Annotated in this window: 14 protein-coding genes; 3 read left to right on the top strand and 11 right to left on the bottom strand. The window is 55.8% G+C overall.

The annotated features are described in order from the left end of the window. Nucleotides 1-3: 3 nt before the first annotated feature. Genes MHI24_RS30925 through MHI24_RS30915 form a run of 3 tightly spaced genes read right to left on the bottom strand, consistent with a single transcriptional unit; the run spans nucleotide 4 to nucleotide 3,067 of the window. On the bottom strand, nucleotides 4-1,092 hold the full coding sequence (locus MHI24_RS30925) for a Gfo/Idh/MocA family oxidoreductase (RefSeq protein ID WP_340023385.1): 1,089 nt from the start codon (nucleotides 1,090-1,092) through the stop codon (nucleotides 4-6). Further along, nucleotides 1,089-1,865, bottom strand: coding sequence for a sugar phosphate isomerase/epimerase (locus tag MHI24_RS30920; protein WP_340023384.1), 777 nt, complete (start codon nucleotides 1,863-1,865; stop codon nucleotides 1,089-1,091). Before MHI24_RS30920 ends, MHI24_RS30925 begins: the two co-directional genes overlap by 4 nt. A 38-nt stretch (nucleotides 1,866-1,903) precedes the next feature. Further along, entirely contained in the window at nucleotides 1,904-3,067 is a 1,164-nt protein-coding gene (locus MHI24_RS30915) for a Gfo/Idh/MocA family oxidoreductase (protein WP_340023383.1), read from the bottom strand. Between the two features lie 158 nt (nucleotides 3,068-3,225). Between MHI24_RS30915 and MHI24_RS30910 the strand changes: the two genes are divergently transcribed. Continuing rightward, nucleotides 3,226-4,059 carry an AraC family transcriptional regulator gene (locus MHI24_RS30910; protein ID WP_340023381.1) on the top strand — a complete coding sequence of 278 codons (834 nt, stop codon included), beginning with the start codon at nucleotides 3,226-3,228 and terminating at the stop codon, nucleotides 4,057-4,059. Nucleotides 4,060-4,634: 575 nt separating this feature from the next. Here MHI24_RS30910 and uxaC read toward each other — a convergent pair. Next, nucleotides 4,635-6,044, bottom strand: a complete 1,410-nt coding sequence (gene uxaC / locus MHI24_RS30905) for a glucuronate isomerase (RefSeq protein ID WP_340023380.1) — start codon at nucleotides 6,042-6,044, stop codon at nucleotides 4,635-4,637. Nucleotides 6,045-6,196: 152 nt separating this feature from the next. Between uxaC and MHI24_RS30900 the strand changes: the two genes are divergently transcribed. Together MHI24_RS30900 and MHI24_RS30895 are read left to right on the top strand one after the other, a co-directional pair. Then, entirely contained in the window at nucleotides 6,197-6,895 is a 699-nt protein-coding gene (locus tag MHI24_RS30900; protein WP_340023379.1) for a GntR family transcriptional regulator, read from the top strand. Between the two features lie 16 nt (nucleotides 6,896-6,911). Further along, a complete protein-coding gene (locus MHI24_RS30895) occupies nucleotides 6,912-7,766 on the top strand; it encodes an SDR family oxidoreductase (protein ID WP_340023378.1) in 855 nt (284 codons plus the stop codon). Between the two features lie 76 nt (nucleotides 7,767-7,842). On the opposite strand, the gene MHI24_RS30890 is transcribed toward MHI24_RS30895, so the two are convergent. The 7 genes from MHI24_RS30890 to MHI24_RS30860 form a co-directional block, all read right to left on the bottom strand. After that, nucleotides 7,843-8,520, bottom strand: coding sequence for an ABC transporter ATP-binding protein (locus MHI24_RS30890; protein ID WP_340023377.1), 678 nt, complete (start codon nucleotides 8,518-8,520; stop codon nucleotides 7,843-7,845). Continuing rightward, on the bottom strand, nucleotides 8,517-9,635 hold the full coding sequence (locus MHI24_RS30885) for an ABC transporter permease (RefSeq protein WP_340023376.1): 1,119 nt from the start codon (nucleotides 9,633-9,635) through the stop codon (nucleotides 8,517-8,519). The genes MHI24_RS30890 and MHI24_RS30885 overlap by 4 nt, the downstream gene beginning before the upstream one ends. A gap of 150 nt (nucleotides 9,636-9,785) precedes the next feature. Beyond that, entirely contained in the window at nucleotides 9,786-11,174 is a 1,389-nt protein-coding gene (locus MHI24_RS30880; RefSeq protein ID WP_340023375.1) for a HAMP domain-containing sensor histidine kinase, read from the bottom strand. Beyond that, nucleotides 11,171-11,848, bottom strand: coding sequence for a response regulator transcription factor (locus tag MHI24_RS30875; protein WP_340023374.1), 678 nt, complete (start codon nucleotides 11,846-11,848; stop codon nucleotides 11,171-11,173). Before MHI24_RS30875 ends, MHI24_RS30880 begins: the two co-directional genes overlap by 4 nt. A 74-nt stretch (nucleotides 11,849-11,922) precedes the next feature. Then, nucleotides 11,923-12,738, bottom strand: coding sequence for an NmrA family NAD(P)-binding protein (locus tag MHI24_RS30870; protein WP_340023373.1), 816 nt, complete (start codon nucleotides 12,736-12,738; stop codon nucleotides 11,923-11,925). A gap of 25 nt (nucleotides 12,739-12,763) precedes the next feature. Continuing rightward, a complete protein-coding gene (locus tag MHI24_RS30865; protein WP_340023372.1) occupies nucleotides 12,764-13,210 on the bottom strand; it encodes a MarR family transcriptional regulator in 447 nt (148 codons plus the stop codon). 167 nt (nucleotides 13,211-13,377) lie between these two features. After that, a complete protein-coding gene (locus tag MHI24_RS30860) occupies nucleotides 13,378-14,574 on the bottom strand; it encodes a metallophosphoesterase (protein ID WP_340023371.1) in 1,197 nt (398 codons plus the stop codon). Nucleotides 14,575-14,636: the final 62 nt, after the last annotated feature.

Below are 14,636 nucleotides of genomic sequence, written 5' to 3'. Positions count from 1 at the left end.
CGGCTATTTAAGTGTTTCCGGGGTCAGATTCAGTGCTTGACGTTGCGCCTCCAGGCACAGCTCCGCCGCCTTAAATGCATGCTCCTGGGTCATGGCCTTCTCCGTCCGCTGGAGGCAATCGAGGATCAGCTCACCGAAGAACGGGAAGCCGACCTTGCCGGACACATGCTCATAGTGCTCGCTCTCGCCGTTCACCCAATAGACATGATCCGATGAGGAGGAACGGCCGATGTCGCTGTATTTGCGCAGCTCGATATAGCCTTCGGTGCCGAGAATGATGGTCCGCCCGTCACCCCAGGTTCCAAGGCCGGAAGGAGTGAACCAGTCCACGCGAAAATACTGGGTCGCCCCGTTATCGCCAACCAGCGTAGCATCCCCATAATCCTCCAGCTCAGGGTACGCCGGGTTATTGTAGTTAGCCACCTTGCTGTGCAGGACCTTGGCATCCCGGCAGCCGGCATAGAAGAGGAACTGCTCGATCTGATGGCTGCCGATGTCGCAGAGAATGCCGCCGTATTTGTCGCGCTGGAAGAACCAGTCCGGCCGGCTTGGCGCATTAAGCCGGTGAGGACCCAGACCCATCACCTGAATGACGCGGCCGATTGCCCCCTGCTGCACCAATTGGCCGGCATAGATAGCGCTCTCAACATGCAGTCTTTCACTGTAATAGGTCATGTATTTCTGCCGGGTCTGCTGCACCTGCAGGCGGGCGTCCGCCAGCTGCTCCAGCGAGGTGAACGGGGTTTTGTCTGTGAAGTAATCCTTCCCATGCGCCATAACGCGCAGCCCGAGCGGTCCCCGTTCCGAAGGAACGGCCGCAGCCGCCACCAGCCGGACCTCGGGATCTTCCAGAATCTCTTCGGCTGAGCGGGCCGCTCTGACCCCCGGATAGGTGTTCAGGAACGACTCCACCTTCTTGGGATCGGGATCATACACCCACTTCAGCGTGGCACCAGCCTCTACCAGCCCGTTGCACATCCCGTAGATATGCCCATGGTCCAGTGCCAGAGCAGCGATGACGAATTCTCCAGGTCCCACTACCGGCTTCGCTTCGTGAACCGGAGCATACATCATTCCATCCTTGCGGCTCATTGCTCCGCCTCCAGTCTGCTGTGCAGATAACGGAGGCTAATCTCAAGGCTCTCGAACGGATCACGCTGGCACACATCCTGCTCTACGATATACCACTCAATGCCGGTCTTGCGGCAGGCTTCGATAATCGCCCCGTAATTCATATTGCCTTCACCGATCTCAGCGAATACGGGCTTCTTGTTCAGAATCGCCATATCCTTGAAGTGTACCGCCTTCATCCGGCCTTCCACCTTATGAATCCATTCCACAGGGTCGCCGCCGCCGGCCTGCACCCAGTACAGATCCAGCTCGAAGCCGAAGGCCTCCGGATCACTCTCCTGCAGCATCACCTGAATCCCGGTTTGACCGTCAAATGCTTCGAATTCAAAATCATGATTATGATACACAAATTGCAGTCCATGCTGCTCCTTCAGGGTCCGGGCAATGCCCGAAGCCAGCTTGGTAAAGGTGCGGTAGCCCTCCTGGCTGGTCTGGTATTCCCCGGGCAGAGAGCCGAGACCGACATATTTACAGTCCCACAGCTTATGCTCGGCTGCCAGCGCATCCAGATCATTCACCAGCCGGTCCCAGGGAACATGGGTCGCACAGATCTTCAGGCCGAACTCATCGGCATATTGCTTGACCAGCTGAGGATCAATTTTACCGATTCCCGAGATCTGCACCGCCTGGTAGCCGATGCTGCTGACTTTCCGGAGACTCTCTCTTAATCCCTCCGGTGTCTGGGTAAATTCACGCAAGGTATACATTTGGGCTGCAATATTTGAACGATCCATTCGATGATCCACTCCTTGAGTATAGTTTGATTAAGTGGCTAGTGCGTGCCAGTGACATCCAGGGTTTTTGAGCTCACGGGCGCTTTGCGGAATGTAGAATTCTTGACCTGCTCCATTAGCTTCTCATAGAACAGTTCGCTGTCGATCGGCAGGTTCACCCAGTTGTCGGTCCAGGCGGACAAGTACATGGCATTGGACAGGGTTAGGCCGTGAATGCCCTCTTCTCCCGGAGCCAGAAGCGCTTCCCCATGCAGAATGGCGTTGGTAAAGTTGCGCAGAATCCCCTTGTGCTGCTCTCCACTCCCGGCCTCCACCGGTATCTCGCATTTCCAGCATTCCGGTGTGCCGAACCCTCCGGTGTATTCAGCATTGAACTGCGGCTCCGGTGTACGGAGGCGGTAGAAGGTCAGCTTGCCGTCTTCAATCACAATCTTGCCGTTATCTCCGGTAATCTCGAACCGGTTAGTCCCCGGAGCTTCGCCGGTAGTGGTAATGAACAGCCCGGTTGCGCCGTTCTCATATTCCACGTAAGCAGTGACATCATCCTCCACCTCGATATTGCGGTACTTCCCGAAGTGGCAGAACGCCCGGACCCGCTTCGGCATCATGCCGGTGGTCCACTGCCACAGATCAAGCTGGTGCGGGTCCTGATTCAGCAGCACGCCGCCGCCTTCGCCGCCCCAGGTCGCCCGCCAGCCGCCCGAATCATAGTAGCTCTGAGAGCGGTACCAATTGGTAATAATCCAGTTCGTGCGCCGGATCTCGCCCAGCTCCCCGGACTTGATCAAATCTCTCAGCTTCTGATAGAGCGGATTGGTCCGCTGATTATACATAATGCCGAAGACGCGGTCAGACTTCGCCGCAGCGTCATTCATCTCCTGCACTGCCTTCGTATACACGCCTGCGGGCTTCTCAATCAGTACATGCAGCCCGTAGCCCAGCGCTTCGATTGCCAGCGGCGGGTGATCATAATGCGGGGTGGCAATCATCACTGCATCAATAGTCCCGGACTTGAACAGCTCCTCCGGCGACAGGAAGCGCTGCACATGATCCGGCAAATGCTGCTCCGCCCAATCCAGCCGTTCGGGGCTGATGTCGCATACCGCCGCCAGTTCGGCTCCCTTAATATCACTCAGCAGACTCTGTGCATGCGTCCGCCCCATACCTCCAACACCAATAATTCCGAATCGTACCTTATCCATTGCCCAGTCCCTTCCTGAAAACAGTTTATGATATGAGGATAACCCTAATTGCAGACGGTGAACATGACTGTAATTAAGGTATATTTGTATATAAATAAGATGCATTGGATAAATGAAAGCGTTATAATCAAATTATTCCCGCAGCAGAGGAGACAACCATGAACAAGAAAGCCAACGGCAATCTGACCGGACGCCTGCTCCATAATCTGACGGTGACCGTGACCCATGCCCAGCTGACCAGCAGATACCCGGGGTGGAACCGGACGAACGAGACACCCTCCTTCAACCGGCTCTATTACATTGATACCGGTGAAGGCAAGGTCATTATTAACGGTGTAACCCATTATCCAAGACCGGGGCAGCTGATGATTATGCCGGCGGGCTCCACCCAGACGACGGAGACCTCGCGGGATGATCCATATACACGCTACTACTGTCATTTCGATGCAAAGATCGGGGAATGGCCGCTGTTTCATTCTGCGAATAAGCTCTATATCTGTGATGTGCCTGACCCGCAGGCGGTGCGGGCGATTTTCACCGAGATGATTGACTTGTTCCAGGATACCGGCTTCCTGGCTACTCTGCGGACCCAGTCCGCCCTGCTTACGCTGCTTGCGCTGTGTCTCGAATCCGGGGGCTACCGTAACTTCCTGGACGATCTGTCGCATACGACCGACCAGGGCAAGCTGGCGAGCGTGCTGGGTTACATCGATCAGCGCCTGATGCATCCGCTGGATGTGGAGGAGCTGGCGGAGCTTGTCCATCTGCACCCGAACTATTTCATACCCTATTTCAAAAAGTTCATCGGCGTACCCCCGATGCAATACGTCCAGCAGAAGCGGATGGAACTTGCCAAAAGACAGCTCTCCTACACCGATTTCAGCATCTCTGATATCGCCGAGCAGGTCGGGATGGAGCTGGCCCACTTCTCCAAGGTCTTCAAGAAGACCACCGGCGTATCGCCGTCTGCTTACCGGAACAGTACGAAATAGGGAATGGGCGGCGCACACCATTTGGTCCACGTGCCTCCCCCGCGCCGAATGTATTCGGTTTTTCGCATACATTTAGTCCATGTGCCTCCCCCGCGCCGAATGTATTCGGTTTTTCGCATACATTGGGTCCACGTGCCTCCCCCGCGCCGAATGTATTCGGTTTTTCGCATACATTGGGTCCATGCGCCTTCCCCGCGCCGAATGTATTCGGTTTTTCGCATACATTGGGTCCACGTGCCTCCCACGCGACGAATGTATTCGGTTTTTGGCATACATTGGGTCCACGTGCCTCCCCCACGCCGAATGTATTCGGTTTTTCGCATACATTTGGCCCATGTGCCTCCCCCGCACCGAATGTATTCGGTTTTTCGCATACATTTGGTCCATGTGCCTCCCCCGCGCCGAATGTGTTCATTTTTTCGCATACATTTGGTCCACGTGCCTCCCCCGCGCCGAATGTATTCGGTTTTTCGCATACATTGGGTCCACGTGCCTTGGGAAATTAGCTGCGACTCAGTTGTAACGTTATCTACAAAAAAATAGCAGGCCCCCAAACCGGAGACCTGCTGAAAAGCTTATTTAATCCCGAAATAGGCATCGGCATTGTTGTAACAGATGTTCTCGACCATCCGGCCTACCCAGGCGTAGTCGCGCGGCAGATCGCCTTCTTCGATCCAGGTGCCGAACAGATTGCAAAGAATACGCCGGAAGTATTCATGCCGCGTGAAGGAGAGGAAGCTTCTGGAATCGGTCAGCATGCCGACAAACGGGCTGATTAGGCCGATGCTGGACAGCGCCTTCAATTGCTGGAGCATCCCTTCCTTCTGGTCATGGAACCACCAGCCGGAGCCCATCTGCACCTTGCCTTTAATGCCGGAGCCCTGGAAGTTGCCGATGGCCGAGGCGATCATCTCATATTGGGATGGATTCAGTGTATAGACAATGGTCTTCGGCAGCTGTCCGCTGGCATCCAGTTCGTTCAGAAGCGCGTTGAGGCTGCGGGCCATGTTGAAGTCGAGAATGGAATCGAAGCCGCTATCTCTGCCGAGGCTGCTGAACATCCGCGAGTTATTGTTGCGGAGCGCGCCGATGTGCAGCTGCATACTCCAGCCGCGCTCATGATATAAGCGGCCCAATTGAAGCAGGGTGAAGCATTGGAATTTCTGCTCCTCCAAGGCGCTGATCTCCTCGCCCTTGATGGCGCGGGCGAAGATGTACGCTGCTTCATGCTCTGTCGAAGGGGCATGCGGAAGCTCTCCGAAGGCCTGGTCCGACAGGCGGCAGCCGTGCTTATGGAAGTAATCGATCCGTGCCGTCACCGCCCGGATGAACTTAGAGTAACTGCTGATCTCCACCCCGGCGGCTTCACCAAGCAGAGCTATATATTCGTTGAAGCCTGCATCACGGATATTCAGCGCCCGGTCCGGTCTGAAGGTAGGGGCAACGACGGTCTCAAGCGTACGGTCATCCCTGATCCGGATATGATCCTCCAGCGAATCGACGGGATCATCTGTTGTGCACACGACATTCACCTTGAATTTCTTCAGGATGCCATGGGTCGTCAGATCATCTCCCTGCAATTGCTCATTGCAACGTTCCCAGACACTCTCGGCTGTATCTGCGGAGAGCAGCTCGTCAATGCCGAAATAGCGCTTCAGCTCCAGATGGGTCCAATGGTACAGCGGATTCCCCGCCATCTCGGGCAGCGAGCGGGCCCAGGCCATGAACTTATCCTTGTCAGAGGCATCTCCGGTAATGAGCTGTTCATCAATGCCGAGCCAGCGGAGGGCCCGCCATTTGTAATGGTCACCGGAAAGGGCGAGATCGGCAATATTGCGGAACCTGCGGTTGCTGCTGATCTCCCGGGGATTCAGGTGGCTGTGAAAATCGTAAATCGGCATCTTGCTGGCATAATCATGATACAGGGTCTGCGCACTTGGACTCAATAACAGCCAATCGTCATGAATAAAAGATGAGGTACTCAATGTGTTCTCCAGCCTCTCGTCATTCATATTTGTGTTCCGTTATACTGTTCATAACGGATGGCAGAGTGCTCTGCCGGTTAGCACTACCATACTACCATACAAGTATGGTAGTATGGTAGTGCTTCCAACAAACTTATACAGGAGGTTACACGATGGATTACACCATCAGTACACAAGCCGTATCCACAAGGGACATCGTGTATCGTTCCCTGAAGAATCAGATTCTGCTGCTGGAGCTTCCTCCAGGAACCGCTATATCGGAGAAGGAAATTTCGCTCAAGTTCAATGTCAGCCGCACCCCTGTCAGGGAGAGCTTCGTCCGTCTGGCCCAGGAGGGTCTGCTGGCGGTCTACCCCCAGCGCGGAACCGTGGTCTCGCTGATTGATTCGGAGCTCGTCGAAGAAGCCCGCTTCATGCGCGAGCATCTGGAGCGGGCGGTGATCCGGGAGGCCTGCAATGCTTTTCAATCCAGAAGCCTCATCGATCTGAAGGCTAATCTGGACAAGCAGAAGCTGTGCATCGAGGATCAGGACTACAAGGAGATGTTCATGCTGGATGAAGAGTTCCATCATGTTATCTTCATGGGGACCGGCAAACGAAACACCTGGGAAGTCATCCAGCAGATCAAGATCCACCTGAACCGCAGCCGGATGCTGAAGCTCACCGCAGACCATAACTGGGAGCATCTGTACCAGCAGCATTATTGCTTATATGAAGCCATCGAGCAGCATAATATCGCGCAAGGCGACCAGATTATGCAGGAGCATATGGCACTGACGATCGCCGACCAGGAGATGCTGATGGAGAAGTATCCCCAATATTACAAGCAGAGAACGACCATTACATCATAGAAGGGGTTGGACCGTTATGTCAGAGTTGGCTTTACAGCCTGCACTTGCAGGCAAAACCGCTGTTATTACCGGAGGAGCCGGGGCGCTCTGCAGCGCCATGGCGTTAGAACTGGCCCGCCAAGGCGCGAAGGTCGCCATCCTGAACCGGACAGAAGCCAAAGGCACCGCACTCGCCGGGCAGATTATCTCCAGCGGCGGCCAGGCGCTGGCCCTGGCTTGCGATGTCATGGATGCCGGGAGCGTGCAACAGGCTGCGGAGGCTGTCCGGGGGCACTGGGGACCCTGCGACCTGCTCATCAACGGAGCCGGAGGCAATCAGCCATCGGCGATCACCACCAAGGAGACGCTGGAGGACGGAGATCTGGACAATCCCGATATCATCTCCTTCTTCGACCTGCCGGCGGACGGCTTCCGTAAGGTGTTCGACCTGAATCTGACCGGAACCTTGATTCCAACCCAAATCTTCGCCAGACAGATGCTTGGACGACAAGGAGCTTCGGTCATTAACATCTCCTCCATGAGCGCCGTTTCACCATTGACCAAGGTCCCGGCCTACAGCGCCGCCAAAGCAGGGGTCAATAATTTCACTCAATGGCTTGCCGTCCATCTCGCCGAAGCCGGAATCCGCGTGAATGCCATTGCTCCCGGCTTCTTCGTCACCGCGCAGAATGAGCAGCTGCTGATGGACAGTGAGGGCGAGCTGACCGGGCGTTCGCGGCGCATCCTCTCCCAGACCCCGATGCGCCGCTTCGGCACACCGGAGGATCTGCTCGGCACCCTGCTCTGGCTGGCCGATGAGCGCATGTCCGGGTTCGTAACCGGAGTCACCATCCCCGTCGATGGCGGATTTATGGCATACTCTGGCGTGTAGGCCTGCGCTATACACACAAAAAACCTGAACCTTAGTTAACAAGGTTCAGGTTTTTCATATGATTCCGTCCACACCCTTACGCTTCTACCAGCACACCATCCGCCAGATGCAGCACCCGGCTGCACCACTCCAGCATCCGTTCATCATGGGTGACCATCACGGCGGCCTTGCCTTCGCTGCGCACCTCGTCTGCGATCATCTGCACCACTTCCCGGCCGCGGCTGTAGTCCAGACTCGCGGTCGGCTCATCTGCGAACAGGATCGCGGGCTTGTTCATCCATGCCCGGGCGATAGCCACCCGCTGCTTCTCGCCGCCCGACAGCTGCTCCGGGTAATGGTTGCGGCGCTCCCAGATGCCCAGCCGCTTCAGCAGGTCAGCCGCGCGGACCTTCGCTTCCTTCGTACTCAGCTTTGCCAGCTTCGCTACGTAGAGCAGCTGTTCCTCCACCTTCAGGTAAGGCAGCAGCTGCGCGCTCTGGAACATGAAGCCGATGCGTTGCAGCCTAAGCTCTGTAAGCTCTCCCTTGTCTTTGTTCCCGAGCGGTTCACCGTCGAGAATAATGTCTCCGCTGGTAGGGGTGAGCAGGGCGCCGGCTGTGGAGAGGAAGGTGCTTTTGCCGGAGCCTGAGGGTCCCAGAACCGCAACGAATTCGCCCTCATTCACGGTAAGATTCAGATTATTCAAGACCGTCATCGCCCCGTCTCCGTCCCCGTAGGTCTTGGTCACTTGTCTCATCACTAGCTTGGCGCTCATGCTCCAGACCTCCCTATCGCTTCCAAGGCGTCCACCTTGGCTACTCTTACTACCGAAATCAGCGAGCCCAGCAGCGACATGCCGATAAATAACAAGCTTGTCAGCAGCATCGTCTGTCCATCCAGCTCAAACGGCATCGTGTCCGGCAGGCCCATATTCATACCCAGCGTCAGCAGCATGCCCAGCACCAGACTGGTTATGGACAGAAGCATGACTTGACCGACCACACTCCAGGCCAGATATGACATCTTCGTCCCCATCGCCTTCAGGATGCCGAACTGGCTGGTCTTCTGGATCGTGATCACATAGAAGAATACCGCCAGAACTACAGCAGCAATCACGAACAGGAACACAATCATCATCAGCAGCGAATTCTGCTCGGCGGCATACCCGGGAACGCTCGAAATCGCCTGCTTCAGTGTAATCACTTCTACCGACTTTTGCTGATCTGCAATCTGTGCAGCTTGAGCCGCTGTTACATCCAGCGCGATTACATTATATGGGGCAATGCCTGAGCCGCCGCCAGCCTGAACCGCTCCCTGCTTCATCGCCTGCCAGTCCTTCGAATTAATGTAGACGACCGGGGTATGGCTGTACGAGCTGTCCTTCACGAACCCGGTTACCGTCCAGCTCATGCCGGAGGCCTGATCCCGGATCGTGCTGCCCAGTGTAACACCGGACTGCTTCAGCTTGGTATCGGCAACAGCACTGCCCTGAGCCTCATTGGTCAGCCCTGCACCCTCCGTTACTTTTGGCGCCAGCATTCCCTTCATATCCACCGCAAAAAAAGTAACATCCGCCTTCACATCCGCACCGGCAGCCGTAATCGTGCTGGTCTGCACGCCAAGCGGGGTGGCCTTGGCCTCCCCGGCTACTGTCCGGGCAGCGGCAAGCTCCGTATCGCCTAACTGTGAACGCCTGAACGTATGATCCGCGTCGCTCTGCACCGCGAAGTAGGAGGCAGGCATATTTTGCAGCGCTGAAATATTGGCATAGGATAACCCTCGCGCCAGGCCGGTTACGAAAAGCACCAGGAACGATACCAGCAGCATAATCACCATAATGAGGCCGTAACGCGCTTTGGAGTGCCTCATCTCCCGTAGAGCCAGAAACATACTACCACTCCTTCTAATCTGTATATCCACAGTGTAAGGAGCGAAAATGAACGGAGTATGAATTCAGAATTACACTATATAGATTGAATAATAGACAGTTCCAAATTCCCCTCCGCAGCTTTCATCAGTTTTACGGATGTCTACCTCAATCTATATAGCGGCAGGGTGGCAGGGCAGTGAGACGGTAAACGTAGTTCCCTCGCCAAGAACACTGGTCACCTCAATCGTCCCGTGATGCGCCTGAATAATCTTCTGGGCGATGGCCAGTCCCAGTCCGCTGCTGTTACGCTCACGGGAGCGCGACTGATCCACCTTGTAGAACCGGTCGAAGATCATCGGCAGCTGGTCCGCTGGAATGCCCTCCCCGGTATCCGTCACCGTAACAATACACTGATCCGCCTCCTGATGTGCGTTAATGCTGATCGTCCCTCCGGCCGGGGTGTATTTGATGGCATTGGACACCAGATTCATCCACACCTGATACAGCAGATTAGGATCTCCCTCAAGCGTGAGCTCACCGGCGTGCAGCCTTACGGCAAGCCCCTTCTCCGTCAGATGCCACTCCATAATCTGAATGACCTGGCGCAGCTGGGCGCGCAGATTGAAGCCCGTCTTCTGCAGGGCATGTTCATCATAATCGAGCGAGGACAAGGTAAGGAGCTGCTTGCTGAGCAGAGACAGCCGCCGGCTCTCTTCCCCGATAATCTGGAGGTACTCCAGCCGCTGGGCCTCAGGCAGAGTGTTGTCCTGCAGCGTATGGGCGAAGCCCTGGATGGAGGTTAACGGAGATTCAATCTCATGCGAGACATTGGCGACAAAATCCTGCCGGGCCCGGTTCGTCCGCTCCAGCTCCCGGCTCATCTTCATGAAATGCGAAGCAAGCTGGCCGATCTCGTCGCGCCGGGCAGTATAGAGCTTGATGTCGTATCTGCCCATGGAGATTTTCTTCGTGGCTTCGGTTAACCGGGTGATCGGCTTCACCACATGAAGCACACTGATCAGCACGAACCAGAGGCTCAGCAGGATGATAACCGCAATCAGCACGACAAAAAAGATCCGCAGCTCCCCGAACTGCACCTGGGCATCCGGCCGCATGAACAAGGCATACGTCTCCCCGTTGATATGCACAGGCACCCCTATGGAGTTGCTTAGCTGATTGTCGAAGAAGCCCGTCACGAACAGCTGCCCGGGGAAATTGCCTACCCCATGGTAGATCTCTCCGCCCAATACGCTGCGTAAATCTTCCTTCCGGAGATCATTTTTGCGAAAAGGCAGACCATAAAAGCGCTCTTCCCCGTCCGCATTCACCAGATACATCTTATACCCCAGCGAAGCGGTGCTCAGGAGATATTCCTCTACCGCATCCGGGTGATCCTCAATGAACTGCTGCAGCCCGACCGCCATCCGGGTCAGCTTGGCATCATTCTTCGGCTTGATCTGCGACTGGTAATAGAGATTCGAGGCCAGGAATCCCAGCACACTGCTGATGATAATCACCGAGCAGAAGACCATACTCATTCTTACATAGAGCGATCTCATGCATTCACCAGATCCACTTTGTAGCCGATCCCCCGCACGGTGCGGATCACAAAATCCTCCTGATACCCGCTGAACCGCTGCCGTAACCGCTTGATATGTACATCCACCGTCCGCTCATCCCCCTCATAATCTGAGCCCCAGACCAGTTCGATCAGCTCCCCGCGCGAGAACAGACGTCCCGGATACTGGGCCAGCTGGGCCAGCAGCTCGAACTCCTTGACCGGCAGCAGCAGCACGTCTGTTCCGTCGCTGATCTCGTAATTTTTGCGGTCTATAACGATGGAGTTTAGACGGATTCTGTCATCGGAGGCAATGGAATAGCGGCGGAACAACGCCTTGATGCGGAACAGCAGCTCCTCCGGCTCAAACGGCTTGGTGACATAATCATCTGTCCCGCGCAGATAGCCCTGCTCCTTGTCGCTGAGCTGCTGGCGGGCAGTCAGCAGAATGATGGGAATGTCATAGGTCTCGCGGATATGCGCACACAGCTCCAGACCATCCATATGCGGCATCATCACATCCACCACCGCCAGATCCACTGTCTGCTCCTTCATCAGTGCGGTCGCTTCCCGGCCGTCACCGGCTTCCGCCACCAGATACCCCTCTCTCATCAGCACATGCCGCAGGAGCGTGCGGATATGAACGTCGTCGTCGGCTACCAATATTTTTTTCAAGCGATGTATTCTCCTTCCGGCTTCCTGATCAATGACATCATACTAGCAACAAACCCTGCCGCTGACAACCGCAGCTACTCCAGGAATGGAAGAATGCTCTCTTTGAGAGGTGTTACAGGCCGGCCCATCAGCTGCTCCAGATCGCGCGAGGTGGAGAACGTATCCAATCTGCTCAGAAAAGCATAAATCCAGTGCTGCACGCCAGCATCCTCACGGTGTACCACCTTTCTTCCACCGGCCTCTGCCAGTACCGCTGCCAGGTCAGCAAAATTCCATGTCTGCGGTGCGGCCAGCTCATATACCTGATTGCCGGAAGCTTCACTGCCAAGCACAACCGCTGCCGCAAGCGCCAGGTCGGCCCGTGTTACCGAGTTGAATGCCCACGCACCCGGCGCTGTAACCAGCTCACCCTTGGACATGGCCTCCTTCAACCCCAGCACCACTACGAAATCCATATACAGCCCATTACGCAAAAAAGTATACTCCAGCCCGGACGCCACAATAGCCTGCTCCGTTAGGGCGTGCACATTGTCCGGCGTATCCTTGCCGGCTGTCCACCCGGAGAAGGCAAGCCCCGTATAGAGCAGATGCTTCACTCCGCCAGCCTTCGCCGCTGCAATGACCTGCTTGTGCTGGGTCAGGCGCACGCTGTCATCCTGATGCGGGCTGGAAATCAGCAGCAGCCGGGAAATCCCGTGAACAGCCGTCTCCAATGATTCAGGATCGTCATAGTCCATGTAACGAACCTCTATGCCTTGCTCTTTTAGAGGGCCGGCCAGCTCTACCCTTCGGACCCCAGCCACGATCTGACCAACGGGAATACGGTGGCGCAGCTGCTCAATAATCTGGCTGCCCAACTGCCCGGCGGCTCCGGTAATTAATATTTTCATTGAGTACTCCTCCTCCACTACATGTTCATACTTGGCCCAGCTTGTGCAGCAGCTCCAGCAATTTGCGCTGCTCTGCTTCGTCCAGCCGGTTCATGACCGCCGCCACTGCTTCCCGGTTCCCCGGGAGCTGCTCCAACAGCAGCTCTTGTCCTGCTCCGGTCAGCGATATGACGGTTTTGCGCCCATCCTCCGCATGAGCCGCCCGCGTGATATAGCCTTCCTTCTCCAGCGGAGTCAGCAGAAGGCTGATATTCGCTTTGGTGACTCCAATTCTGCTGGCGAGCAGCGAGGGCAGGATCGTTCCCCCGTGCTTTGCAATCTCCACCAATACGCGGATACGTGCACCATTCAAGCCTTGCGCCTGCCAATACCGCTCAGACACAGCGACTGCACCTGCGGTCGCTTCCACCAGAGCGAAGAACAGCTCATTAGCAAGCGGCAGCTCCAGTACATATTGCTGTAAATCACCCATTTGTTTGCACTCAGCTCCATTTAGTTAATAGCTTAACTATATTTACACATAGATTAGCTGATCCGGGACCAGTTGTCAAAGCCTATAAGTGAATTCGACTGCCAGCTGTGCACAAAAAAACCCCTGAGCTTCACACGGAAGTCCAGGGGCTTGAAGATAGAGTATAGTTAAATCAATACAGGCTTAGCCGCAGGTGTTGACTTTTCTCCGCCGTAGCTCTTGCTGCCCTCCAGCACAATCTCCAGCTTGATCAGCTCCGAACGGCTGGCCAGCCGGATCGGCGGACCCCAGGTGCCGTAGCCGGAGGAGACGATGACATGCAGCTTGTTTTTGAGCAGATAACCCCAATCCAGTTCAAACAGCCGTCTCGTAATCCAGTGATTCGGGGCAATCTGTCCGCGGTGGGTATGCCCTGACAGCAGCACATCTACACCAGCCTCAGACGCTGCCCCGAAGCCGGTCGGCTGATGGTCCATCATCAGAATCGGCTTGCTGCGGTCCACTCCCGTGAGAAGTGCCTCCACGCTGAGCCGTCCGCCGGCGATCGCCTCCGCTGTCTTGTCCTTGCGCCCTACCACGTACACTCCGGAAGTCTCCACCACTTCATCCTGCAGCACCTTAATGCCGATGCTCTGCATCACTTCCGTATACTGTGTGATTGAACCGCCATAATACTCATGGTTTCCCAGCACTGCATACACCCCATGACGGGCCTTAAGCTGCTTCAGCTGCTGCTCCATCCGATTGCGGAGAAAAGGCTCAATGCTGTCATCCAGCACATCCCCGGCCAGCAGAACGATATCCGGCTGCATCGCGTTGATCCGCTCTACCATCCGGCGCAGGTGGCGGTTGCCGACAATATTGCCCAGATGCAGGTCAGACGCGACCGCAACCGTCAGCGGAACGCTGGTTCCGATGGACTTATCCACCTGCAGCCGGTGCGTCCGCACCACCGTACTCCAGGCATTGCGTGAGCCCCAGATCAGGAAAAGCGCCAGCAATACAAGCAGCGTCGCACCAGCTTCAGTTACGTAAGCAGAGAGATCCGCGCCTGCCAACACCAGCACGCCATAGAGCAGATCGGCCAGCGGCAGCATGATCACGGCGAACTCCATACAGGCCAGATAATAGGAGCCGATTACCTTGAACAGCCGGCCCACCGGCCGCAGCGGCTGCGGCAGCGGAATTCTGCCCAGGATATATGAGAAGGCAAAGACGAGAAACACCGTCCAGTACAGAGCTGCATGAATCCCCGGACTCCATTCCCGGAGCAGAACCCACAGATGCCATCCAATATAGAAATTAACAAGTCCCAGCACCAGCACCATGACCGCAGCCCCGGCCAGCATCCGTAAGTTTTTCACCCTATCCACTCCCCTAAAGTAAGTTTCTATACGTTCTATCTCAAATCATATCACAAAGTATT

This window comes from Paenibacillus sp. FSL K6-1096, from assembly GCF_037977055.1.
Taxonomy (GTDB): Bacteria; Bacillota; Bacilli; order Paenibacillales; family Paenibacillaceae; genus Paenibacillus_AQ.
The sequence above is the reverse complement of the archived record's forward strand: the minus strand, read 5'-3'. Positions and strand labels throughout refer to the sequence as shown.

Coding starts and splice junctions, on each gene's coding strand:
- MHI24_RS30925 (WP_340023385.1), bottom strand. CDS start 1,092: ATGAGCCGCAAGGATGGAATGATGTATGCTCCGGTTCACGAAGCGAAG.
- MHI24_RS30920 (WP_340023384.1), bottom strand. CDS start 1,865: ATGGATCGTTCAAATATTGCAGCCCAAATGTATACCTTGCGTGAATTT.
- MHI24_RS30915 (WP_340023383.1), bottom strand. CDS start 3,067: ATGGATAAGGTACGATTCGGAATTATTGGTGTTGGAGGTATGGGGCGG.
- MHI24_RS30910 (WP_340023381.1), top strand. CDS start 3,226: ATGAACAAGAAAGCCAACGGCAATCTGACCGGACGCCTGCTCCATAAT.
- MHI24_RS30900 (WP_340023379.1), top strand. CDS start 6,197: ATGGATTACACCATCAGTACACAAGCCGTATCCACAAGGGACATCGTG.
- MHI24_RS30895 (WP_340023378.1), top strand. CDS start 6,912: ATGTCAGAGTTGGCTTTACAGCCTGCACTTGCAGGCAAAACCGCTGTT.
- MHI24_RS30890 (WP_340023377.1), bottom strand. CDS start 8,520: ATGAGCGCCAAGCTAGTGATGAGACAAGTGACCAAGACCTACGGGGAC.
- MHI24_RS30885 (WP_340023376.1), bottom strand. CDS start 9,635: ATGTTTCTGGCTCTACGGGAGATGAGGCACTCCAAAGCGCGTTACGGC.
- MHI24_RS30880 (WP_340023375.1), bottom strand. CDS start 11,174: ATGAGATCGCTCTATGTAAGAATGAGTATGGTCTTCTGCTCGGTGATT.
- MHI24_RS30870 (WP_340023373.1), bottom strand. CDS start 12,738: ATGAAAATATTAATTACCGGAGCCGCCGGGCAGTTGGGCAGCCAGATT.
- MHI24_RS30865 (WP_340023372.1), bottom strand. CDS start 13,210: ATGGGTGATTTACAGCAATATGTACTGGAGCTGCCGCTTGCTAATGAG.